The following is a 24,014-nucleotide window of genomic DNA, read 5'->3' as shown; positions in this document are numbered from 1 at the left end:
ATTTGCAGTGCAGTACTAAAAAAAGATTTTGAATGAACGTATTCTGTGTTGAGATAGAAGAAGTGGGGCAGACTTTGCCGGCTCGTTTCTCTTGCTATATCGCCGAAGGATCAGAAAAGTGCTGCCTTCTATGAAGACTTCGAATGTTGGATAGCTGTCTCGATGTAGGCTCTCAAAGTTTTGATAAACGTACGCATGGCGTATCCGACATACCTGTCGCTACGGTAGATCAGACAAATGTCCTGAGATGGCGTAGGGTTCCTCAGGTGCACAACCTTGATGTCGGGATTGTGAAGATTCTCCAATAGAAGTCGCGGCAGAACACAAGCGCCAACTCCGCTCTGTACCATCTGAAGGAGGGAAGATAACGTTGTTGTCACCATGTGCGGCTGTAGAGTAAACCCGTTGTCCATGCAAAATCGGTCGATCAGCTTCCGGCATTGGTGGTCTGCTGGAAACATGACCATCTTTAAGCCTTGCAACCTCTTCAAGGGGATGAAGTTCTCCGTGGCAATGGGATCATTCATACTTACTGCTAATGAGAACTCTTCATGAAACAGAGGAATTGACGTGAGACGATCATCGATAACAGGTCCAATGGTTACGCCGACATCGATGCTTCGGTCCAGAACTTGTTCTGTTACTTTTGTGGTTTCCAAAAGGGACAGGGAGATGGTGGGATAGGTTTGATGGAAGTTCAGTAGCAAGGCATTAAACATGAGATCCGCGTCACCGGGCAAGACCCCGATGGAAAGAGATCCGCCTTGCATTTGCTTCAGATCAGCAATGGCGTCGCCCGCTTGCTGCAGATGCCTGAACACGGCAGCACCATGTTCACGAAGAATTGCTCCAGCGTCTGTAAGAACAATTGTTTTACCCACACGATCGAACAACAGAACCCCTAATTCTTCTTCCAATCTTCTTATCTGCTGACTGATATTGGGTGCGCTGACACCCATTTTTTCGGCTGCTCTCGTAAAATGAAGCTCTTCACATATGGCCATGAAATATTGCAGTTGTTTTAACTCCATCGATTTTCACCTGCTTTCTATTGTATCGCTGTATCGTGTTCACTGATTATTGTTGCTCCATCTTGTTTTTCTGTCAACGAATAATCGTTAACTGATACTTAACGTTACGGTAACGCCCACTGCATTGATGGAATGTTCCATGAGATCTAAACTGGGAATAGCAAAAGGTTCTCATAACAAAGGAGGAAATTAACATGTCTGACATGGTTATCAACACGGCAACAACCGTACGTCAATTGGTGCTGCAGCAGGTGCAGGCGATCCCTGAGGAACTGTTCGACATTCAAGGGCTAGGATTCAACAATACAATCCGTTGGAATGTCGGCCATGTGATTTATTGGATGGATAAGTATTCTACGCTAAGCTTCGGCTCTCCGGCTGCTATACCGGGTTCGTACGAAACGCTGTTTAATTCTGGAACAAAGCCCTTGGACTGGACGTTTACTCCTCCATCGAAGGAAGAGTTGGTCGATTTGTTAACCGCGCAGCTTTCTCGCTTATCTGAGTTGACACCTGAAATGCTGGGGGAGAAGCTTTCGAATCCGTATGCTTTGGGCCCGTTCCAATTCAACACCGCCGGCGAGTTGTTCAACTTCGCTCTGATTCACGAAGCCATTCACCTAGGAACGATATCGAGCCAGCTAAAGGTTGTGTCGCACTAACCAATGTTAAGCAAGATTCCTTTTACATGGCGTCTCACCAATCAAAACGACTCAATGAAAACTCAATATTTAGAGAGTACAATAAACCATTAATAAGGAGGATTTGTTCATGGAGAAATCTCTAGACTCAGTCCAATCCCGAACTTGTGAAGTGTTTGATGCTTTTAAGCAGGCTTTGGAAACAGGGGACACAGCCGATTTTCTTATAACGGTTACGGAAGATTTCCATTTCTTCGTTCCGCTTCCGTTAGAGGGATGGAACCACGAACAGCAAGGCAAAGAGCGGTTCGAGGAATTGATCAGGTTCGAGCGCTCCGTATTTCAGATGCAACTGACTCCGCTCATCGAGCTTGAGAGTGAGGACAACGGGGTGGTGGTATTTCGCTCGGAAGGTTTGTTGAATGGGCGGCCTTTTCGTAATGAGCTTGCAATCGTCTTCGAGTTCGAGGGAGAGCGGATTCGCTCTTTCCGGGAATACGTAGGTATGCCGTTAAAAAACTACGAGACCCCATAATCGATATAAACACTGCCCTGCATAATGGGAAGCCGGGTCCATTCGGATCAAGGCTTCCCAATACAAGTTCTAGCCTACCTAGCCTTCAGATTAATTTGAAATACATCTCCCGCCTTACCACCAAAAACGATCATCCCGCTTTCAGGCAGTACAACCGAGTGATTGTTGCTTGCCTTTGAAAAGTTCACAACATTTCCCTTTCCGTCATAAACGGCAAATCCTCCACTTGAAGGAACCTCCACAGTCATGGCTCGATTGGCTGATTTTTCATCAATCTTATACCAAACAGCCTGACCATTGAATGGTATGCTGCTGATCGAGGAGTTCCCTGCATATATGGGTTGAATCGCATCTTCACTGATATAGGATTGACTATTGACCATTACATACTCCGTACGGTTCAATGTATAGAACTTCAAATCAAATGCATCCCTTCCATACATGATAGGAATTTCAACTGCGTTAATGGCTTGATTCTCATCCACAATATTAGTGCCGTTTGCGTACCCATGTTCCACATCAACGGATATTTTCTTATTTAAGACCTGTGGTGCTAGATAAAATCCAGAAGTTATCTTTTCATCCAATGCATAATAACTTTTTCCGTTTCTATGCTCCCATACCTTTTTAGTTGTATCGTTTAGAGGATTGGGATCCAGCTTTTGATATTCATACATTACGGTAACGGTTTGGCCTAAACCTGGTAGATTCGTATATGCGTTAACCTTTAAATACGTTTTTCCGTTCTTTTGTAGATCAAAGCTTATGGCTACATTTCCTTCCTTGTTTTTAAATTGTCCATTTCCCGTGTATACATATGTTTGTGATGGTATCTCCCCGCCTTGTAGAGCAGGTAAATCAATTTCTCCGTTCTTGATATCAAGATTTATTGTTCTGCCCACGGAACCGTATAATCCAGAATAAGAGAGATATTCCGATGGCATATCCACTTTTATGGAAGGATCAAATATTTTATCGGGCAGGATATCTTGAATGATGCCTTTATCCTTTAAATATTCTAATAAAACGTTGGTTGCAAATGCACTATTGAAAACTGAACTCCCTCCAGATGAAAGCACAGCCATAGAAATATCATGTTCGGGTAGGGCAGTTAAAGCTGCGTGATACATAACGGTATCCCCGCCTTTGGATAATGCTGTTATTCCGTAATCACTAAAAGGTGCTAAACGAACGGCATCCCAACCAAGACCGTAATTCACGGTGTTCGTCTCTTCAGAAACCCAGATTCCATTTCGATACTCATGATTTTGCATGGCCTTTGCAGACTTCTCAGATAAAATATCCGTTCGATTCCCGATTAATACTTCAGCAAACTTACTTACTTCCTCTGCCGTGGAGTAGATGCCTCCTGTCCCAAGGACATTGGCATTCTCAACGGGTAAAGCCTGATCGATCCCAGGAAAATATGTTTTTGCCAGCCGTTCTCTATCAAAGGAATCGAGTGGTGTTTTAGTAGAGTCTAAATTCAGCGGGGAGCTAATATATTGTTCAATGAATTCGGTGTAGCTTAAACCGCTTACTCGTTCAACCAATAATTCAAGCAGCTGAAACCCATCGTTACAATATACTGAATATTCGCCTGGGTCTGACTTTAAAACTTCTGATTGTAATTTTACCAATAATTCATCATGATTTTTCGTATCGTTGTCATCAAAAAACATGCTGTTTCCATAGTGACTCCCATAAAGCCCTGAAGAATGATTCATTAACATCCGTGGCGTAATCTCTTTATATCGTTCATCCGCCATTTTAAAATCCTTGATATATGTGTTCAGGGGTTTATCAATATCAATTTTATTCGAATCAGCTAGCATCATCGTTGCCGCAGTTACATGCATTTTACTGACCGAGCCGATTCCGAACATCGTGTCTTTAGTTACTGGTTTCTTGGTAGCTTTATCATATACGCCAGCACTATCGGATAACACGATGGATCCATGATCCATGATGGCATACTGCAAGCCACTGACATCATAATTGGACACGATCTCCGAAGCCAACGCTTGAGCCTTTTGCTTGACCGTATCATCATTCATTTGAGCAAAAGCAGGGGTGGCCGGTAATGCAAAAAGCATAGCGGAGATTAACACAGAAGTTATTTTCTTCATTAATTATTCCTCCCAAAATAAACTCGGTATTGGATACCATACGTTAGCTTAATAGATGGAAGTAAAAATCAAGTAAAGTCAAAGTAAAAAGGAAGCAGGACACAAGATTCGTAAGAGATATGGGTTAGATATCGATGTACAAATAAGCGGGGGGAGGGGAAATTTAGTTGTAAAATGTAAGGGCAAGTTGTTGGTCGATAACGAACAAGGCATGTACTATAATCGAGGCAGAGCGCATCCGTAACAGTTGTGAAGAGTTAGTCGCCTTATTCATAACCGGAGTGTATGTATGCTTGATAAGAATATATTATACTTATGTAGCGGCTTCGAATACAATGAACGTATAGCCAAGAGCGAGATCACGACCGGAGCCAGCGATCCGTCCGAACGCCTCAGAGCGCTCGACCTGGGTTGGTATTCACGCGTGAATCGAACCTAATACAAGTTCATCGGAGGGGATACGATGGGAAAACAGTTTCCGGCCATGCTACCTGAGCATATGGCCTTTATCCGAAAGCAGCACCTATTTTTTGTCGGAACGGCCCCCATGTCGCGAGATGGGCATGTCAATCTGTCGCCGAAGGGGTACGACTCGTTCCGGATTTTGTCCGATCGTAAGGTCGCCTATTTGGATTTGACCGGGAGCGGCAATGAGACCAGTGCCCATCTCGAAGAGAACGGTCGTATCACGATGATGTTCTGCGCATTCCAGGGACCTCCGAATATTCTGCGCCTGTACGGAACCGGAACGGTAATTCTTCCGGAGGACAACGAGTGGGAGTTGTTATACGGGATGTTCGAGCCGATGCCTGGAGTCCGGCAGATCATTACGGTTGATATACATAAAGTCCAGACGTCCTGCGGTTATGCGGTACCATTCATGTCGTACGAAAAGGAGAGAGAAACACTCCAACGGTGGGCGGAGCACAAAGGTGAAGAAGGCTTGAACAGTTACTGGCAAGAAAAGAATTTGAGCAGCCTCGACCAATTGCCGACGTCTCTAGCGAAACGAACAAGGGCATAAAGGGGGTACCTCGATGATAAAAGGTGAAAGGAATTCCAAGATTGATCCCTATTTTAACAAGCTTAAGAAGTGGAAGGAAGAATTCAATCTGCTGAGAGAAATCGTTCTTGACTGCGGACTGACCGAGGATTTTAAGTGGATGCATCCTTGTTACACGCTTGACGATAAAAACATCGTTTTGATTCATGGCTTTAAGGATTACTGTGCGCTTCTGTTTCATAAAGGCGCGTTGTTAAAAGATCTCCATGGAATCCTAATCCAGCAAACGGCGAATGTTCAGGCAGCGCGTCAGATTCGGTTCACCAATGTTCAAGAGATCGATGAAATGCAACTTATCCTGAAAACATATATTGTTGAAGCCATCGAAGTTGAGAAAGCCGGTTTGCAAGTGAGCTTTAAAAAGAATACGGAATATATCATGCCGGAAGAATTAGAAAGTAAATTCGTTGAAATTCAAGGCTTAAAAACGGCTTTTGAAGCATTAACGCCGGGACGGCAAAGAGCCTACATTTTGCATTTTTCTGCACCCAAGCAATCCAAAACGCGAGAGTCCAGGGTTGAAAAATATATCCCGCATATCTTGAATGGAAAGGGATTAAATGATTGATCGACAACACACGAGCAACAGCCTGGAGTATTTGACTCAGTTCTGCCCCACATTCCAAGGCGCTGCCTGTTATAAAGTAAATTAATACATATTCATCTAAAGGGTCCGCACAGATAATAAATCCCACTGATCAAATTAAGAATCAGTGGGATTTTGTATGTTGGAAGGGAATTCAACTCTTTTTACACAACAAATCCATCTAACTTTGCGAGAGTGAGGATATACGTGTAGCAATTAACAACTTGGGTACTTCCTTGAAAAATCCGGGCTTCCATTTGTTACATTATGGTGTTTCCGGCGAGTCAATGATATGAATCTTCTGTTGCCAATTCATGGCGAAATCACTCATGCCGAGAATCATGATTTTGAACTTTCCTCCTGGAAGCTGGGTGGCCAGCTTGGAAATGCCCATACGGGTAAGCTGGAGTGTGACGGCGCGTTTATCCGGTGTGATTTCTAACTTGAAGTCTTCTCCGTCCACTAACGGGAAGATATCGATGGAATTTTGGCTGAAATCGCCGTTACCGGAATAATCCACTTGTGCTCTTAGTTGAATGGTCTGAGGATAAGAGTATACCGGTTCACTGGATTGGAATAAGAAGAGTCCTTGAGCGCTGTCGTAAGTAACCTGCGTAACCGTTGGAGGTTCGGAATCAAATCGGATGGGCAATTCGACCTTGCCGATTTCTGCATCCTTCTCGAAAACTTTAAAGATCAGGGAGACCGGGCGGTCTTGATCTACATTCGGAGCAGGTGCTACATGGATGCCATGATCACGGGCGGTTAACTGGATGAGCGATGGATCCGAGGTCTCGATCTCGATATGTCCTATCGTTTGGCCTTCTGATTGAATCTCGTACCTATTAGTGACAGAGTCATAACGAATTTCCAATTCTATGAAAGCATCGCCTCTCGTTACCTCGATAAGGTTTCTAATATTCCTTATATCATATCGATCTTCGTCTAGCGAGGAGTCCGTAATTTGGGCTGACATGCCATTCAAGCGCAACATGTTGCTATTTAATACAAACGATGCGTTTTCCTCGGCAAGAGAGACCCTCAGGGGCTCTATTCGGCTGTCTTTGAAGGCTTTCATTTGTTGGATCAGATCGTTATAACCGATTGCCAAACTTGCAGCAGGCGTATTCGGGTTGTCTGCGATGGAGTAGGCGTTCAAGATCGCCTGGTTTAATTGCTCAAACGCGAACGACGGGTAAGTGCCGGCTGTGTTCCCTGGAATTGAGGTGTCGCGCAGCGCCTCGGCTTCGGTGATCAGCGCTTCAAACAATTCCCTTACGTTGTCCGGCAAATACTGAACCATGATCGGCCCGAATGCAGGTGAGATCGTTCCTGTTGCACTGCGGATCGCGGTGGCGGCTGAAGACGGATCATATACGACCTCCACCGGCCTTGCCATCGGCAGTGATTCCGCTAGGGCAACAATAACGGTTCGGCCCGTAATGTTAATATGTTCAACCTCTTTCGGTAATTGTAACTCACCATCCTTGGTATATACCGATAATTCATGGGCAGTTGGAACGAAGAGGGGGTTAAGGGTCTCATTGTATGTGATTACGAGCGTCCGTGCATCGGAAAAATGCAAGGCCGGCTGTTCCAACTGCAGCGCTGAAAGCGTAATTTTGCCGGTTGGCGCGGACACATTGCCTGCAGCGTCGACCGCATACGCTTTGTAGTCGCCCGCTGACAGATTCGCCGTTGCAATGAGTGTTTCCGCTTGAGCCGCTGCAACGACGGATTTACTGGCAAGCTTTTCGGCGACAGAGGTTTCAAGCTGCGCTTTCGTGTTGGCGTTTAGAGAATAGGGGACTAAGTAAACGAACCCGGTTTCATTGCTAGTGACCGCCACGTTCTCCCCTATGAGAACGGAGGAGGCAGACAAAAGCCTTACAATCGGAGCAGCGCTATCTGGCGAGCTTGGGTTGCCCGGATTCGGATAGCTTGGCGCGGTTGATCCGCCGCTGCTGCCTCCGGTAGACGGCGTTGGATTCTGCGTCGGCTTCTCAGCAGGAGGAGGTGTTACCTCGTCGGGTTTGGGCGTCTGGACTGGCTGTTCTGACGGGGTATCTAGCTGCTCTTTCACTTTCAGGAATCGATTGGCGACTAAGGCGACCGATTGCCTGTCCGCCTGACCGACTGGGTTGAACTCCTTTCCATTCATGCCGTTCATAAGCCCAAGCTCAATGGCGGCTGCAACGGCATCCTTGGCATAGTAGGAGATGCTCGCCGCATCGGAGAATTTCAGCTGGCTGCCCATGCCCTCAACCTCAACGCCCAATGCCCGAACAAACAACACCGCCATGTCTTGTCGAGTTAGGTTCTGTCCCATGCCAAACTCCCCATTGCCCTGGCCTTTGATTAAGCCGGCTTTAACCGCAGCCTCTACGAATGAGTAGGAGTAGTGGTCCTGCGGAACGTCGCTGAACGTTGAATCCGCCGGCTTCGACGACACATCAAGGTTTAATGCCTTCGCCAAGATAATGGCAAAGTCCTGGCGCTCGGTTTTGCCGGTCGGATCGAACTTGCCGTTGCCCTTTCCATTGATAATGCCCTGTTCCACTAATTCCAGAATCGCATCCTTGGCATAGGATTGATTGATATCGCTCAGCGAAATGGAATCCGCGTGGACGGGATACGCGCATGCGCTCAGCAGCGCGGCTGTGGTCATTGCTTTGACGATGAGTTTGCGTTTCAGATAAAATCCCCCTCATGAAATGGCAGAATCCATGCCGGATTATGGAATCCGTAACGGATTCGTGATCTTATCATATATGCCGAGGTTCACGGCTTGCAATCAATTTTTTAGGAAATAGGTCTATACTTGCACTGGGTCAATGGACACAAGAATGATAAGTCTTCCCGTTCTTATTAAATAAGACATTAGATGACATAATGATGGGATACAATGAGTGGTAAATCCCGAAAGGAGAAACATATCTTGAAACGCAGGATCATTTTAGATTTAGCCGTAACTTTGGATGGTTTTATTGAAGGGAAGAATGGGGAAGTAGATTGGTGCATTATGGACCCGGAGATGGGGTTTATGGATTTCTTAAATCAAATCGATACGATTTTGTATGGCAGAAAAAGTTATGATTTATGGGGGCAATTTACACCTGAAACGGATCATCCGGAAACTGAACAAGAATTATGGTCAATCGTTCACAGTAAAGAAAAATATGTGTTTTCCAGGACGCAAAAAGGGAGCGACCATAAAGCAACTTACATCAACAATCATATCCTTGAGGAAGTACATGCATTAAAGAATAAGCCAGGTAAAGACATCTGGTTATATGGGGGAGCAAGCCTTATTACAACCTTTATCCAGTTAGGGCTGGTTGATGAATTCAGATTATCGGTTCACCCTGTCATTTTGGGAGAAGGAAAACCGTTGTTTTTGGATATCAAGCAAAGGTTGAATTTAAAGCTGGTAAATGCAAAAACGTTCTCCACTGGGGTTGTACAGCTCATCTATCATTCGGATGGGAATGAACTGAACCATGTTAACCTCGAGAAGACGCCATAGTTAAAACATAGCTCTGTTTGATCAGTTCATGGATTTCTTCTTCTGGTACGGTGCCGTCAAGAATACGAGTGCAGCTTGAATCTAATGACCATTTCGATGAATCAGGACAATTCATTGAAGTGGTCATTTGTTCATGGAACGCCGCCTGAAAGTGCCGTGTCCTTCGCAATCCGAGGTTAATACGCATTATAAGTCGAGTGAATCAATTTATACTGGTCATTTTACGCACGCGATCTATTTATCATCTTATTTGTTGCAAATGCAACATAAATAGATTAAACTATATCTATGTTTTTGTTGCATTTACAACATAAATGAGAACGAAGGAGCCAGTGTATGAAGGGAATTCTGCGTGAGATCGGCATGATCGCAAGGGCATTAGATTCGATAAGCAATATAGAATTTAAAGAATATGACCTGACGAAAGGACAGTATTTGTACCTTGTGCGAGTATGTGAAAATCCAGGAATCATTCAAGAGAAGTTAGCGGAGATGATAAAAGTAGATCGGACAACTGCAGCCCGTGCCATAAAGAAGCTTGAATTTCACGGCTTTATTGAAAAGAAAGAAGATCAACATAATAGAAAAATCAAAAGGCTCTTTCCAACGGAGAAAGGGAAACGGGTGTATCCTTTTATAAAAAGAGAACATGATTATTCCAATCGGGTTGCATTAGAGGGATTATCCGTAAGCGAAGCAGAAACTCTGCTCAATCTCTTGCAGACGGTCAGAAAAAACGTAGAAAAAGATTGGGAGTTTGTAAAAAAGGGAAACAAGAGATTGTATTGAATTACAAAAGGGAGGGGAAGCCAATTGACTCTAACAATAAGAAAGTGCACGTCAGAAGACCTGGGCTTACTTCAAGACATCAGTATTGAGACGTTTAATGAGACATTTAGGGATCAAAATTCACCTGAAAATATGAAAACCTACTTAGAAAGAGCATTTAACATTAACCAACTAGCAATAGAGGTATCCAATACCGCTTCAGAATTCTATTTTATTTATTATAATGGGCAAATCGCCGGGTATTTAAAGGTAAACATCCATGATGCGCAGACTGAAATGATGGGCAATGACTCGCTTGAAATCGAGAGGATTTATATTAAGGGCCAATATCAAAAACATGGGCTTGGCAAGTTTCTGCTCAATAAAGCCATGGAAATCGCCATGGAACGTAATAAAAAGAGCATCTGGTTAGGCGTATGGGAACGAAATGAAAATGCTATTGCTTTTTATAAGAACATGGGGTTTGTTCAAACAGGTGCCCATTCTTTCTATATGGGGAATGAAGAACAGAAGGATTTTATCATGACCAAAACATGCTTGTAACAATGAAATAGCGTTCAGCTATATCGTGGTTGTTTGAATATATTAGATGATGAAGAGGTTGTACGATGGGGACTGAAATTGACAAAATTCATCGTGTCGGCCATGTTGTCCAAGATATGGAGACGGCATTGGAGATGTACCGTAAGCTAGGCTTCGTATGCACGCTGCCGGCGTATCCGGACCACGCTCATTTTTAGGACAAGGCTGAGAATTTTGAATTACATGCGACATCGCTAATGCTCCACTTCGAGTTGGAAGCGTAGAACTTCATGTTCTGCGCTTTTTTCGGTAAATAATGGTCTTAAATTAACTCACTTTCTTAGGCGGCCGTCGCGGGGGTTAATTTATTGGATCAAAAGCACCTGGTGATAAGTAGCTAAAGGAGGTTGGATTTATAATGTCAAAACAAGAGCAGGTTCTTTTACAAGCAGATCCAAAACGATGGATGGCACTAGCATTGTTATGTCTTGCGAATTTTATGGTGATTATGGATACATCGATTATCGGAGTTGCATTGCCAGCAATCAAAGAAGCGCTTGGATATACTCAGGAAAGTTTACAATGGGTCTTTAACGCTTATGTGATTTTCTTCGGGGGGCTCTTACTACTCGGTGGCCGATTATCAGACCTCTTTGGACAACGGCGCATGTTCATGTGGGGTTTTATGATTCTCACAGTAGCATCCTTACTCGCTGGTTTTGCATGGAACGAAGAGTCACTAAACATCGGTCGTGCACTGCAAGGATTCGGTTCCGCTTTAATAGCACCTTCAGCTCTAACCATCGTGATGATGTTATTCAGCGGTAATCCTAAAGAATTGGGTAAAGCGCTGGGGTTCTGGGGTGCTTCGGCAGCTGCGGGAGGATCAGCAGGGGTATTTCTGGGTGGTGTTATAACGGAGTGGTTAAGTTGGCAATGGACCTTCTTAATTAATGTACCTGTTGGGATTGTCGCCTTACTCTTATCTCCTGGTCTTTTAGCAAAAGGTATACGTAGAAAAGGAAGCATCGATATAGCAGGATCCATATCGGTCACAGCATCATTGGTTTTAATCGTTTACGGCATCGTGACTGCAGAACATAATGGATGGGGAGCACCGATCACCGTGTGGACACTTATCGCAGGAGTGATATTGTTTATACTTTTCCTCATCATTCAGCTAATCAAAAAGGAACCGCTTGTACCCCTTCGAATCTTTAAGGCGCCTAACCTGGCTGCCGGCAATATCGCGCTTATCATGTTATCTGGTGGTTGGATACCATTATGGTACTTCCTGAACCTTTATATGCAGCAGGTACTAAAGTTCTCAGCTTTCGCTGGAGGGATTGGTCTGCTTCCGATGACGATTTTGATTGCTATCTTCATGATCGTTATTACGGGCAAATTGATCGGTAAATTCGGTATAAAAGCAAACATTGTGATTGGATTGATTGCCCTTGGAGGCTCAATGCTCTTATTCTCAACCAATACGCCTGTGGATGGCAGTTTCCTTATCAATGTACTTCCAGCTTCACTTTTAGGTGCTCTCGGAATGTCTCTAGCCTATATTCCTTCTATGATGGCTGCTATGTCTGGAGCCAAGCCTGAAGAAGCGGGGCTTGCATCTGGACTCGCTAATACAAGCTATCAGATAGGATCAGCTATAAGCCTTGCTATCATGGTAGCGATCGCTGCATCAACTACGGCTTCCATATCAGATTCTAATCCTGTGGCAGCTCTTAATCATGGTTTTCAGCAAGCTTTCCTTTGGTCTGGAATCGTTGCTTTTGCGGGTGCGATATTAGCCTTGATGTTTATCCGTTCTCCTAAACAGACAGATTCATCAAACGTTCCGAAAGCGATGTAATCGTTGTGCAACAAAACTGAAGGGATGGCTAACCAGAGTAATGACTGCTGTTTTGCAACTAAAGCGTAAACAGTGGGATTCATGCAATCTATTGATAGTTAAAAAACAAAAACGATGACTTTGTGGCATCGTTTTTGTTTATAATTGGAGATTCAATTTATCAACTGTCGGTAGACAAAAACTTATATACTTGCCGATTAGATGGATGCCTGATGTTGATCAACATTAGAGAGGAAATGAAACTTCATTCATACCAAGACGGCGTTTTTTTTTGCCTATCGGCGATTTTCAACGCTTTAGCGATCACGGAAGATTTACCAGCCTATGCGGATGATCAGGCCTTTCGGATCGCCCACTTCAAGGTAAGCGGCCTGACCGTTGACATCGTCATATGGAAACCCGTAGGCCAAACGGTTAATGCTGTGGTCGTGCCAGAATTTAGCGTAATAATTGGCAGGCGCAGCCTGATAGTAATTCGACACGTTATTCCAGTCATTAGTCGTATATACATGGCGATTGATGGCTGCACAGGTTGCCGCATCCGTTAAAGCGCCGTCACATCGGAAAATATCCTGTGTACTGTATGGAGCGTACCCGCCGAAATAGTTGGCATTAGCGCCACCTTGTGCGAAAGAACCATGAATCGGCGCGACGATGCGATAAGGTGCTTGAATCGTGGCCAGCGATTTGAAGGGGGCAGGAACTTCGGCCTGGAATTTGGCGAAGATTCCGTTTCGGGTTTCGTTTTCGAACTCACCTACGGTTTGATCGAAGGAACCGGTTTTGTTGATCAGTCGATGCTGGATTGGAAAACCGAATCCGTCTACACGTGTCGTATTGCCGTGATAGCCAGCCGCGTCAATCGTGAATTCGACGAAATCGAAATAGATATCGCGGTTTGGATCGGTCGGATTGTTCAGATCGGGGCCGGCGAATCCATCGTTATAGGTCTTCAGGTACATTGGAGTGCCAACGCTAAGGAACATTCGACCTGACGTGATCCGGGGCAAGGTGACCCAGGAAGCATCGCTGACCTTGTGATAAATGTTGGCGTAGTTGATGCCGTTCTTGGTTAGATGTTCTGGTGCATCATTCAAGGCGCTGGAGATGGGGATCAGATTGCCATTGAGGTCCAGATAGCTCCACTGATTGTTAACGGGATTGATGCCGAGAACGCCCCAGTATATTTGCGAGTCGGTATAAGCGCCATTGGTCCCGTTCATTATCTTCACCGAGACGGAGCCGTTTGGAGGCATGGGAATTGAGGACGGATGAATGTCATAAATGGAGCCGGAAGTAGAGGGAGGTGGAATGGATCCGGCGGTGTAAGTAAAGACACCGGTGTCGTAGGCTGGAGTTCCGTTATTGTAAGTAAAAGAATACGCAATCACGTGGCCGGTGGCCATGCCAGAGATGGCCTGTTCATATCGGGATTTGCTAGCGTTGTAAGCCATTCTGAGATTTTGCTGTTCTCCGCTGTTCACTTTATAATGCACATCGACCCAACTCGTATTGACGGCGGATTTGAACCATACGGTAGCTGTACTTCCGGATAAATCGACGCCCTGCGTATAGTCTGCAGCTTCGGCTTTCGTACCGAAGATGAAACAAGAGGTCAGCAGCAACGACAGGATCAGCAGGTAAGGTATTCTCTTTCGCATCATCAGAGTTCCTCCTTTAGTATGGGGATAAAGTCAACTTCGGCAATTGGGTTTGAAACGGCATCCCTCCTTTGTATGGCGGTGGAATATGGCTGTCTGACTTAGAATTAATGTGATCACAAAAAGGATTATAATTCGTTTTGCCAAAATATAGTAGTATTGGAATTTCGGGATGGGGTTCGCAATTTCGGATGTGGGCGCATTCATCGCAAAGTAATGACAATTGAAGGCAAACCAAAAGACAGCTAATCATATGGATTAGCTGTCTTTGTTGTTTCCCAAGCAACGATCTTCCTTGGATGTATATGACGACAGAGAGGGATCAATCCACAACCACGAAATCATCATGCAATCTGCGGAGGCGGTAAGCGTTCATAGCGAATTCACGCAATTCCTCAAGGATGCTGTAATTTGCCCATGCGCCTGCAATAGCGCCGATCCCAGGCACCATCTGCAGCATTTTCCGAAAGTCCATGGCGTCGCGATACTCGATCTGAAATGTCTCCCAGTCCATATTCTTGGCGTAATCGGCATCGGAGCGCCATTGTTCCTTTTCTATATGCCAATGCTTGATGGAAGCGAGCAACCTTGCACGGTTTTCTGGCCCGGAAAATGTCATTTGAAATACCTTGAGAATGAATACCCGCTCGGAGAAGTGTTTAGTGTCATAACCGTAAACATGGGCCAGCTCAAACAAATATTTCATCTTGATCGCAATTAAAGCTGGAAAGTCCACCATGCTAAGCATAATGCCGCCAGCCCCTGTTCCAGCGCCCTCGGCAACAGCGATTTTTTGGTACAGGGCAAACAACTCTTTCGCTTCTTGATCGGCAGCCTCCAGTTCCAGTGTACGCTCCACCGCGCGACTTGGCGTATATTCCGCACCGAACAATGCCGTGCGAACGATTGATCGAATGGTGGTCGTAATGATGCTGTGCACCTTCGGGGGAATCAAATGATTGATCCGATTGCCGATGGTTTTCGATGTCTTTTCCAGCCATCCTGGCGGTTTGAACATTTTATGTTCCCAGTCGGCAATTTCCCTCTGTACTTTATGTTCGTAATTCATGATCAATCGCTCCTCCAAAAGTCTTGGCTGTATTGTAACGAATATCTCCGTGATTCGGAACAGGCCGCAGGAGGTAGCAGACCCCGACTAAAGTCCAGTTTCGCATGGAGGCAAGAATAAGATGTATACGTTCATCTTCAAGGCTATCAAAGGTTATCTCATTTTCTTGATAGTTAGTAGCAGGTTATTGGATCCACTTTTGAATCCATTGTGCAGTTATTTCCGGATGGGAAATGGGGAACTGATGTCCTAACGGTAAGTAAGTGATTGGATTGCGGCTCCATTCATTCGGAACAGAATACTCCAAATCTTTATCTCCCCAAAGGATGTTTAGCTTGTTCAAATCAATCCCGTCAGGATTCGCTTGAATCGAATGGGGGTTAGAAATAGCTGACATTACTTCCGAATTAGATGTTCTAACTCGAGGCGACTGCAAATCTTCCATCACGTAATCTAAATAGGAATCAGGGATCTCCTTCTCATTCAAAAAGCTTCCGTTTGCCAAGAGCCTTCTTTTGAACATCGATTTATTCATCAGTGATAAAAAGAACTTTGTTACATGGGAAGAGCGATATTTGTAATGTGCGGGATGTAAAACAGGTTGCAATAAAATTAACTTTTTAATTCGCTCTTGAAGTTGTTCTGCTGCGTGCGCTGCGACCAATCCTCCAAAAGAATGTCCTATTAAGATAACCGGTGATTGAAAGCTAAGGATCAAATCAACAACGGAATTGATGTATCCAGCCATCGTTTGGGGATTGTGATGATAAGGTGACCGTCCGAAACCAGGCAGATCTACAAGCCAAATCGGTTGGTGAGGCAAGGAGTTTGCCAATGGAATAAAGCAATCCGCACCAGCAAATGTACCATGGAGCATGATGATCGGTATTCCGTTTCCTTCCCTAACCAGTGCAGTCAAGTTCCCAACCCGGCTATTGTGAAAATTATCGGAATAGATTGAATCCTTATGGGACAAACGATAATCCAAGTCAGTAATAACAAAAGGCAAGGTAGTTTGTTGAAGCGATATATTCAAATTGTGTTTATATCCCATTTCTTTTATTGATGTTGTAGGGAAATCAGGCTTCACAATAAATTCCATAGAGGCTTCAGGGATTTTTACTAATTTTCCTACTCCCATACGAAGTAAACTTTTCATTAATTTTAGCGAAACTGTGCCTACAGGAGCTTTTACACGAACTTCTTTTGCGATTGCTGTAACGAGCTCCTTCATGTTAGGAGTATTATATTTCTCATCCAGCAAAAAATATGTGTTGTTTAGCGGTTGCTCCTCCTCAACTAAGGCAGATACCAAAGAGGCAACATGATCCACATGAACCATAGGAATCCAGTGTTCTTTTCCTCCAGGGACAAAAGGCATTAGTTTTCTCCTAGTGGAATCGACCAAAATACTTAAACCACCGAGCTGCTCTGTCTTTCCAGTTATGGAATCTCCAATTACGACGCCGGGGTTAACGACAGACAAAGGTATGCCTAGATCATGCATGGTTTGTCGAATATACATATCCGCTTTAAATTTCATTTGTTCATAGGGCGGGGCTTTCTCTAGATGGAAGCCCGTCTGATCATCTGAGAAATTCTCCTCGTTATATGGACTCATAAATCCGACTACGTGAATGAATTGCTTCAAAGCTTTCTTTTGATGAACCGATCGAGCAATTGAGGCAATTTCCTTGGAGGCTTGAAGAAAGACCCGTTCTGCTGCGCTTTGATCCAGTTCTATGTTCATAGGGCCACCTGCATGAATAATGATATCGGAATCCATGACTAGCCGTAGGTCATTCCCCTTTAACCCCAGATTTGGCTGGGTTAGGTCGCCCAGGACGGGAACCACATTTTGATGTCCAGAAGGCACTAATGAGTTTACCATGTTGTTGAATTTGTTGATGGAACGAACCAAGACAATGGTGCGATGATGTTTTGGCATAAGCTTTATGATCTGTTTGCCGATAAAACCAGTCCCGCCTGTCAAAAAAATATTCATAGTTGAAATTTACTCCTTCGATCTAGTACTGTTCAGTACTAATAATGGACAAAAAATTACTTCTTTAGCAAAAATGCTATAGAAGTAAGGATATTATTTAATAATAAGGGGTTGTTTGTGGCTTTGGTGAGGAACAGTCCGCCTTCTATTGAAGAGATAATCAGTGCTGCTGTTTGTTTAATAGGTGTTTGTTCCGGTAATTCTTTATTTCGAATGGCTTCCGATAACAGTTTTTCGAGTAAAGTGGTTTGATGCTCGAAGAAATCCTTAACCATTTCTTGGACTTTGATCAAGTCATTAGAAACTTGAGTAAAGAAGGTAATAAACGGGCATCCTCCTAAGTAATCAGTTCCAGCATTATCTTCAGTTATAGCTTTCAAGAGACTTTCTAACTTTTCAGTTACGGACAAGTCCGATCGGCCTAGAACGGTGTCGATCCGCTCTTGATAATGAATTATAAACTGGCTCATAATTTGTAGCAACAAATCCTCCTTACTTTTGAAGTGATAATAAATGTTAGTTTTTGAAACTTTACAATGGTCAACGATATCATCCATGCTTGTTAGCTGATAACCTTTTGTTAGAAACAAATGTGCGGCAACTTGTAGTACGATATCACGATTCGATTTTCTTTTTCTTTGTTTTTCCATACTAGTACTATATAGTACTAGTATATGAGTGTCAACTCGAGGAACCTGATGCTTCAATGCTATCAATCATCCGATATCTCCGGCTCAAAGAAGATCTACCGTGTCAAAACCAATCGTTATTAATCAAGGGGCATGGATAGGAATTGCAGCAACCATTATGCCTGGTGTAACGATCGGTAAACATTCCGTTGTTTCGGCCGGAGCTGTTGTTACAAAAGATGTTCCTGATTATTCAATCGTTGGTGGCGTACCTGCAAAGCTCCTCAAAACAATCGATGAATAATAACAACTGAGCGCAAAGGCGTATGAATGCCATGTGCTCTTTTTATTGATTTTATATTACACCACTGTTATATTATATGCGTGTATTATTTATGAAAAGAGGAACTTTCTGGTGAACCTTTCTAACGTAGAATTTATGTTGCTCCAGATCCTTGCTGAATTGGATCAAGCTTCAGGATACGATATTAACAAATTACTCGATCAGCGAGGCTATCGGCAGTGGGCGCATATTGGCACCACTTCGGTGTATACGGGACTGAAAAAATTGAATGAAAAAGGATTGGTCATGTCAGAAGATTCCGGTGAAAAATCCGGAAAAGGACCGATGCCGACCCGATTTGTTATTACGGAGAGCGGGGCGGCTGCGCTGAAGGACGAAGTCTTAACCAGTCTCTCCAGAACGCGGGAGCGGGATCAACGTTTTGATCTTGGACTTGCGGCATTACCATTCATCGAGAAAGACGAAGCTATTGAAGCTTTGCGAAAAAGGCTGGATCTTCTTAGTGAGGCACTAATGAACATAAAACAAACCTACGAATCGCAGGGCGGTGCCAGGCTGCCGCTTCACGTGAGATCATTATTCCAACATCCGCTGAATCTCATCGAGAGCGAACAAACATTTGTGATGAGTCTAATCCATGAATTGTCGGAAGAGAGGAATTAATATGTCCCATATCATTCAGGATTTTGTTCCGTATGATGGAACACATTGTGAGACCACGGCAGTGGGCAATTTGCTTCAATTTGCAGGCATCCGGCTGTCGGAACCGATGTTATTTGGGCTGGGGGAAGGTTTGGGTTTTATTTATTGGGATTCGAAAAATATGGACTTTCCTTTTATCGGAGGGAGGGCGAAAACGGATACTTTGACTACCCGTATCGCCACTAGGCTTAACTTAACTCTCAACGTTCAAGAAACAACTTCGATTGATAAAGCGAAGAAAAATGTTCAAAGCTTCATTGAACGAGGAATTCCGGTCGGGCTTAAATTAGACTCTTATTACTTGGATTACTTTACGAGTAAAGTTCACTTTGCGGGCCATTATGCGGTGATCTATGGGATGGATGGCGAATACGCCTATATGGCGGACACGCGACAGCAAGGCGGACTTTTGACGACACGTTTAGATCATCTGGCCAAGGCCAGAAACGCCAAAGGTCCCATGAGTTCCAGGAATCGTTCCTTCACCGTCGAACCCGCCGGCGATCTTCCGCCGATGAAACCCGCTGTTCGTTCGGCATTGGCCCAAAATGCACAGGATTATTTGAATCCGCCCATCCGCAACGCTGGCAATAAAGGCATCATAAAAATGAGCAGCGAAATCTTGAAATGGCCGTCCCGCAGTAAAAACTTTGAACAAGATCTGTGCCTGACCGCGTTATTGATGGAAAAGGGCGGAACCGGAGGCGCGCTATTTCGAAACCTTTATCGGGATTTTCTGAAAGAAAGCGCGGACTTGTTGGGCGATCCCAAAATAGAGAAAGCTTACTTGCAGTTCGTGCAACTCGCTCCCATGTGGACCGGCGTTTCATCCATGATCGACCATGCCGGGAAAACAAGGAGCATCGAAAGCTTGAAACAAGCCTCCAGCCATTTGCTTGAGATAGCGGAGAAAGAACGAAAAGCCATGGAGTTATTGTTGTAACTATGGATCCATGGCTTGTGTTGAAGTGGGGCTGCTGCACATGAGAACATATACGTTGAACAGGCCGCAATAATGCGGCTTTTTTATATGCACTGTGTTTGTTTAAGTCTACCAAATGATTTTCAATTAGGTTTACCAAATGAATATCATTGTTTTCATAGGAACAAAATACTACAATTGGATCAGCGTCAACACAACAAAATTAGGATTATGATGAATTTTTCAACTTATCCAAATTAACAGCTAAGATAGTAGCAGAGAGGGAAGCTGCAATGAACAACAATGAATTAAAGAGGGGACTCGAAGCTCGTCATATTCAGATGATTGCTTTGGGCGGCACAATCGGTGTCGGGTTATTTATGGGCTCGGCAAGCACGATCAAATGGACAGGTCCATCGGTGATGCTTGCGTATGCCATTGTCGGGATATTTATATTTTTCATTATGCGCGCGATGGGGGAAATGCAGTACGTAGAGCCGAGCACGGGGTCATTTGCGACCTTTGGACATAAGTACATTCATCCTTTGGCAGGGTATATGACAGCTTGGAGCAACTGGTTCCAATGGGTTATTGTCGGGATGGCAGAGATCATTGCCGTAGGGACCTATATGAAGTATTGGTTTCCGGATTTGCCCGGTTGGATACCAGGGATCGTCGCCATGGTGATTCTCGGTGCAGCCAATCTATTCTCTGTGAAATCATTTGGTGAATTTGAGTTTTGGTTTTCGATGATTAAAATCGTAACCATCGTCTTGATGATTGTTGCTGGGTTTGGACTGATTTTGTTCGGAATTGGTAACGGCGGAAATGCGATCGGATTTTCTAACCTGTGGCAGCATGGTGGCTTTTTCACCGGTGGGTGGTCAGGCTTTTTCTTTGCCCTCTCGCTGGTGATCGGAGCTTATCAAGGCGTCGAACTGATCGGGATCACAGCAGGTGAAGCCAAGAACCCGCAAAAAACGTTAATGAGCGCGACGCAAAGTATCATATGGCGGATATTGATCTTCTATATTGGCGCGATATTTGTGATTGTAACGGTCTATCCTTGGAATCAATTGCAAGCCATCGGCAGCCCGTTCGTTGCGACATTTGCGAAAATCGGCATTACTGCAGCGGCGGGGCTCATCAACTTTGTTGTCATCACGTCTGCCATGTCAGGTTGTAATAGCGGAATTTATAGCGCAGGACGCATGCTTTACACATTGGGAGTCAATGGACAGGCACCAAAAATATTTACGAAACTGTCCCGTAACGGGGTGCCCTTGCTGGGAACGATTGGCGTACTCGTGGGATTGGGTTTTGGCGTATTTTTAAGTTATATCGCACCGGAAAATCTGTTTGTGCACGTATACAGTGCCAGCGTACTTCCCGGTATGGTGCCATGGTTTGTTATTCTGATCAGTCAAATCAAATTCAGAAAAATCAAGGACAAATTGGGGCATCATCCGTTCAAAATGCCTTTCGCCCCAATGACAAACTATGTGACCATCGTCTTTTTGCTTATGGTACTGGTCGGTATGTGGCTGAACGATGAGACTCGCGTTTCCCTGATTATCGGCATTGTTTTCTTAGGTATTGTTGCGGTAAGTTATTATGCTTTAGGGGTTGGCAAGGCTGCTCTAATAAGCGCACAAACCGATCAAGACAATAGCGGCAAATGAATGGGCTAACATCCATTTAAAGCAACCAATAAACACCCCTTTCTCTCTAAAAGAAGAAGGGGATGTTTATTTTTAAGGTCGAATCGATCGTCTCAGATGGATACGATTTCTTGTGATCGTGAGATAATAAGGATAGCCGGCAACTTGCCAAGCTCAATAATAATTGGGTTTGAACAGCTGCTGCTTATGGGCAGTATAAGTTTAATCTATCTTTTATACCTGCAACGACTTCTTCAGGGATCTCTCTGATCTTGATGTCATCGCCCAGGAAAAGCAGCCAATTGGTTATTTCGGTTAATTCTTCTGAATGATGAACATTGATAAAAGTCTTTAAGGTGGCTGTGGTTTGGTACGGATTCGTATATGAAACTGAAAACTTTAAAGGATGGTATTTTTTGAACTGGGCAATCGCCTTTGGACCGAGATCAAGGACAAGGTTGATTTCTTCTTCCTGCTTACTTAGTTGTTCTAATATCTTTTTCTTACTTACTCTTTTTTTCGTAGGGCATGGTTCTACATGGGTGAGATTGTCGACAGGTACAATCCGCCTCTTTTCTTCCTCCAAGTCAAAACCTTCAATTAGCCATAAGCTTTTTTCACGATAAAGATGCAAGAGATACATGGGATAAGACTTTATTACCTTCTCTTCTTTGATGGAAAGCCATAAACATCTGTCCAGAAGCAGGACCTGAATGAGTTTATCTAACATCGGATGGGGCAAGTCTGACAGATCGAGCAAGTCGGGATTATAGGGGTTGGTCCCTTCAAACAGCAATATTTGATTTAACAGAACAAGGTCATCTTGCTGGTTTTCGGAGATGAGGCCAAGTAATTTTTCAGCTAAAGATTGACGACTCTTTAGATAAGGGAGTTGTTGATTTCTTGTCGCCATAAAGGCAATAAACAGAGCTTTAATTTCATTATCGGTAAAGCGGACTGTAGGCAGGACAGAGTTGTTCATGACAAAATACCCCCCATCCCTCCCAACTTCAGCAACAAGTGGCATCCCCATCGCTTCAATTTCTCTGATATCTCGAATCGCTGTTGAGCGAGAGATATTAAATTCCTGCATGATTTCAGATATAGTAAAGTGGGCACGATTATTGATATAGCGCATAATGATATTAATCCGTTCAACTTTTTTCATAGGGCCTCCCCTAAACAGTATCATTTTTTGACACGATTTAAGGATATTATAAACCCATCAAGTGAAAAGACAAATCATTTGATAAATTTAAAAAAGAGGAAGGTTTTGAATATGACAAATTTTACGCTTGAGGAAAAAGACAGCTTTATCGTTTTAGGAATTGGAACTGAGCTGCAGAGCGATTACACAGACTATGCTGGCATAAACCAAGAGAAAGCAGACTTTTGGGAGGCTGTGAAACAAGATGGTAGGCTTGATACTCTGAAGACCATCGCCGCAAATGACTACATTTTTGCCGTGAACGAAGCGGTTAATAATAAGATGATGTATTATGCTGGTGTTATGACAGAGGCATCTCTACCCGAAGCAACCAGGGTTATTCAGTTTCCTAAGGGGGAATACCTTGTTGTTAAAGGGGAAGGGAAGACGGCTGAAGAGTTGAGTAATACAATTACTGGCATTGCCTTCGGACAAGTTTTGCCGGAAGCACAGAATTTTGCCTATGTTGGTGGGCCAAATGCAACGGTTGAGATGGGGCAGCGAAACGGGCTAGTATTTGGTGAAGTATGGATTCCCGTTGTTAGGAAATAAGTGAACACTTCCGATGCAAGCTTTGCTCGAAGCAGGTTCTAAGAAGTAACGCTCACAAAATTTTTTAGGAGGGATGAATATGTCCTATATCGTTGATTTTAAAAATGTGTCTACGGTTGGTTTAGAATCTTCCCCCGTAGCAGAAGCGCTTGCTGGTTTACGAGCGAATGAAGCCCGTTACTTCATGAACAAATACAAGCATGAATTTACGGTTGTACCAGCAAGCGAAAGCCAGGAGACCCTGGATTATGTAAACCGAATTTTAAAAGAAGAACGTGATATTGAGTTTGCGGCCAAACCATTAGAAACGTCGCGTTTTCAAGTGGAGAATATCCAATTTGCCTACGTCTTTTATGAGGATGGTCTTGGACTCAACGTCATGTATACGATTGATGACCCTAAGAAGCGGGCCGTTGGTTTTAAGCTTTCTGAGGGGATGGAGGTACCACCGGAGTTAGAAGGGAAGTTTAAGTTTGCCAGGCAGAAGTCTAAATTAGCTGGAACGATTCGAGGCTCATTTTTCGTCATTAAGGGAGAATATTAAAGTCTTCATCAGTAGTAACTCGAAAAGCAAACACGCCTTGCGGCGTGTTTTTTGCTTTTCGCAGCATTT

General features: G+C 44.0%; 23 protein-coding genes. 15 read left to right on the top strand and 8 right to left on the bottom strand.

Annotated elements, in window-relative coordinates:
- Positions 1 to 128: 128 nt before the first annotated feature.
- Complete coding sequence (locus tag MHH48_RS19230; protein WP_076321546.1) at positions 129 to 1,031, bottom strand: LysR substrate-binding domain-containing protein; 903 nt, start codon at positions 1,029 to 1,031, stop codon at positions 129 to 131.
- 194 nt (positions 1,032 to 1,225) lie between these two features.
- Here MHH48_RS19230 and MHH48_RS19225 point away from each other — a divergent pair, with 194 nt between their 5' ends.
- Together MHH48_RS19225 and MHH48_RS19220 are read left to right on the top strand one after the other, a co-directional pair.
- Entirely contained in the window at positions 1,226 to 1,693 is a 468-nt protein-coding gene (locus MHH48_RS19225; RefSeq protein ID WP_076321545.1) for a DinB family protein, read from the top strand.
- A gap of 109 nt (positions 1,694 to 1,802) precedes the next feature.
- Complete coding sequence (locus tag MHH48_RS19220; protein WP_076321544.1) at positions 1,803 to 2,207, top strand: nuclear transport factor 2 family protein; 405 nt, start codon at positions 1,803 to 1,805, stop codon at positions 2,205 to 2,207.
- 74 nt (positions 2,208 to 2,281) lie between these two features.
- On the opposite strand, the gene MHH48_RS19215 is transcribed toward MHH48_RS19220, so the two are convergent.
- Positions 2,282 to 4,336 carry a serine hydrolase domain-containing protein gene (locus MHH48_RS19215; protein WP_076321543.1) on the bottom strand — a complete coding sequence of 685 codons (2,055 nt, stop codon included), beginning with the start codon at positions 4,334 to 4,336 and terminating at the stop codon, positions 2,282 to 2,284.
- A 463-nt stretch (positions 4,337 to 4,799) separates the two neighbouring features.
- On the opposite strand from MHH48_RS19215, the gene MHH48_RS19210 reads away from it, so the two are divergent.
- Positions 4,800 to 5,360: a pyridoxamine 5'-phosphate oxidase family protein gene (locus tag MHH48_RS19210; protein WP_076321542.1), complete on the top strand. Its 561-nt coding sequence runs from the start codon at positions 4,800 to 4,802 to the stop codon at positions 5,358 to 5,360.
- A gap of 13 nt (positions 5,361 to 5,373) precedes the next feature.
- Complete coding sequence (locus MHH48_RS19205) at positions 5,374 to 5,967, top strand: YdeI family protein (protein ID WP_076321541.1); 594 nt, start codon at positions 5,374 to 5,376, stop codon at positions 5,965 to 5,967.
- A gap of 283 nt (positions 5,968 to 6,250) precedes the next feature.
- Here MHH48_RS19205 and MHH48_RS19200 read toward each other — a convergent pair whose 3' ends face one another.
- Positions 6,251 to 8,653, bottom strand: coding sequence for an S-layer homology domain-containing protein (locus MHH48_RS19200; RefSeq protein ID WP_076321540.1), 2,403 nt, complete (start codon positions 8,651 to 8,653; stop codon positions 6,251 to 6,253).
- Positions 8,654 to 8,923: 270 nt separating this feature from the next.
- On the opposite strand from MHH48_RS19200, the gene MHH48_RS19195 reads away from it, so the two are divergent.
- From MHH48_RS19195 to MHH48_RS19175, 5 genes are all read left to right on the top strand, one after another.
- Positions 8,924 to 9,511, top strand: a complete 588-nt coding sequence (locus MHH48_RS19195) for a dihydrofolate reductase family protein (RefSeq protein ID WP_076321539.1) — start codon at positions 8,924 to 8,926, stop codon at positions 9,509 to 9,511.
- 336 nt (positions 9,512 to 9,847) lie between these two features.
- Positions 9,848 to 10,300 (top strand): MarR family transcriptional regulator, encoded by a 453-nt coding sequence (locus MHH48_RS19190; protein WP_076321538.1) that lies wholly within the window; start codon positions 9,848 to 9,850, stop codon positions 10,298 to 10,300.
- Between the two features lie 24 nt (positions 10,301 to 10,324).
- Positions 10,325 to 10,843 carry an N-acetyltransferase gene (locus MHH48_RS19185; protein WP_076321537.1) on the top strand — a complete coding sequence of 173 codons (519 nt, stop codon included), beginning with the start codon at positions 10,325 to 10,327 and terminating at the stop codon, positions 10,841 to 10,843.
- A gap of 65 nt (positions 10,844 to 10,908) precedes the next feature.
- A complete protein-coding gene (locus MHH48_RS19180; RefSeq protein WP_256720443.1) occupies positions 10,909 to 11,040 on the top strand; it encodes a hypothetical protein in 132 nt (43 codons plus the stop codon).
- Between the two features lie 200 nt (positions 11,041 to 11,240).
- Complete coding sequence (locus MHH48_RS19175) at positions 11,241 to 12,689, top strand: MFS transporter (RefSeq protein WP_076321536.1); 1,449 nt, start codon at positions 11,241 to 11,243, stop codon at positions 12,687 to 12,689.
- A gap of 314 nt (positions 12,690 to 13,003) precedes the next feature.
- Here MHH48_RS19175 and MHH48_RS19170 read toward each other — a convergent pair whose 3' ends face one another.
- The 4 genes from MHH48_RS19170 to MHH48_RS19155 form a co-directional block, all read right to left on the bottom strand.
- Complete coding sequence (locus MHH48_RS19170) at positions 13,004 to 14,353, bottom strand: glycoside hydrolase family 64 protein (protein WP_179090598.1); 1,350 nt, start codon at positions 14,351 to 14,353, stop codon at positions 13,004 to 13,006.
- Between the two features lie 319 nt (positions 14,354 to 14,672).
- On the bottom strand, positions 14,673 to 15,419 hold the full coding sequence (locus MHH48_RS19165) for an EcsC family protein (RefSeq protein ID WP_076321535.1): 747 nt from the start codon (positions 15,417 to 15,419) through the stop codon (positions 14,673 to 14,675).
- A gap of 184 nt (positions 15,420 to 15,603) precedes the next feature.
- The gene (locus tag MHH48_RS19160) at positions 15,604 to 17,424 is read right to left on the bottom strand and encodes an alpha/beta fold hydrolase (RefSeq protein WP_076321534.1); all 1,821 of its coding nucleotides are present in this window, start codon (positions 17,422 to 17,424) and stop codon (positions 15,604 to 15,606) included.
- A 56-nt stretch (positions 17,425 to 17,480) separates the two neighbouring features.
- Complete coding sequence (locus tag MHH48_RS19155; protein WP_083659592.1) at positions 17,481 to 18,140, bottom strand: TetR/AcrR family transcriptional regulator; 660 nt, start codon at positions 18,138 to 18,140, stop codon at positions 17,481 to 17,483.
- A 34-nt stretch (positions 18,141 to 18,174) separates the two neighbouring features.
- Between MHH48_RS19155 and MHH48_RS19150 the strand changes: the two genes are divergently transcribed.
- From MHH48_RS19150 to MHH48_RS19135, 4 genes are all read left to right on the top strand, one after another.
- Positions 18,175 to 18,357 carry a hypothetical protein gene (locus MHH48_RS19150; protein WP_076321533.1) on the top strand — a complete coding sequence of 61 codons (183 nt, stop codon included), beginning with the start codon at positions 18,175 to 18,177 and terminating at the stop codon, positions 18,355 to 18,357.
- Between the two features lie 108 nt (positions 18,358 to 18,465).
- On the top strand, positions 18,466 to 19,020 hold the full coding sequence (locus tag MHH48_RS19145; protein WP_144023438.1) for a PadR family transcriptional regulator: 555 nt from the start codon (positions 18,466 to 18,468) through the stop codon (positions 19,018 to 19,020).
- A 1-nt stretch (position 19,021) separates the two neighbouring features.
- Complete coding sequence (locus MHH48_RS19140) at positions 19,022 to 20,002, top strand: BtrH N-terminal domain-containing protein (protein WP_076321532.1); 981 nt, start codon at positions 19,022 to 19,024, stop codon at positions 20,000 to 20,002.
- 272 nt (positions 20,003 to 20,274) lie between these two features.
- Entirely contained in the window at positions 20,275 to 21,663 is a 1,389-nt protein-coding gene (locus tag MHH48_RS19135) for an amino acid permease (RefSeq protein ID WP_076321531.1), read from the top strand.
- 184 nt (positions 21,664 to 21,847) lie between these two features.
- On the opposite strand, the gene MHH48_RS19130 is transcribed toward MHH48_RS19135, so the two are convergent.
- Positions 21,848 to 22,810: an HTH domain-containing protein gene (locus MHH48_RS19130; protein ID WP_076321530.1), complete on the bottom strand. Its 963-nt coding sequence runs from the start codon at positions 22,808 to 22,810 to the stop codon at positions 21,848 to 21,850.
- A gap of 111 nt (positions 22,811 to 22,921) precedes the next feature.
- Here MHH48_RS19130 and MHH48_RS19125 point away from each other — a divergent pair, with 111 nt between their 5' ends.
- Together MHH48_RS19125 and MHH48_RS19120 are read left to right on the top strand one after the other, a co-directional pair.
- A complete protein-coding gene (locus MHH48_RS19125) occupies positions 22,922 to 23,401 on the top strand; it encodes a GyrI-like domain-containing protein (RefSeq protein ID WP_076321529.1) in 480 nt (159 codons plus the stop codon).
- 79 nt (positions 23,402 to 23,480) lie between these two features.
- Positions 23,481 to 23,945, top strand: a complete 465-nt coding sequence (locus MHH48_RS19120; protein WP_076321528.1) for a phage tail protein — start codon at positions 23,481 to 23,483, stop codon at positions 23,943 to 23,945.
- The last annotated feature ends 69 nt before the right edge of the window (positions 23,946 to 24,014 follow it).

This window comes from Paenibacillus sp. FSL F4-0100, from assembly GCF_037993005.1.
Taxonomy (GTDB): Bacteria; Bacillota; Bacilli; order Paenibacillales; family Paenibacillaceae; genus Paenibacillus_AQ.
The sequence above is the reverse complement of the archived record's forward strand: the minus strand, read 5'-3'. Positions and strand labels throughout refer to the sequence as shown.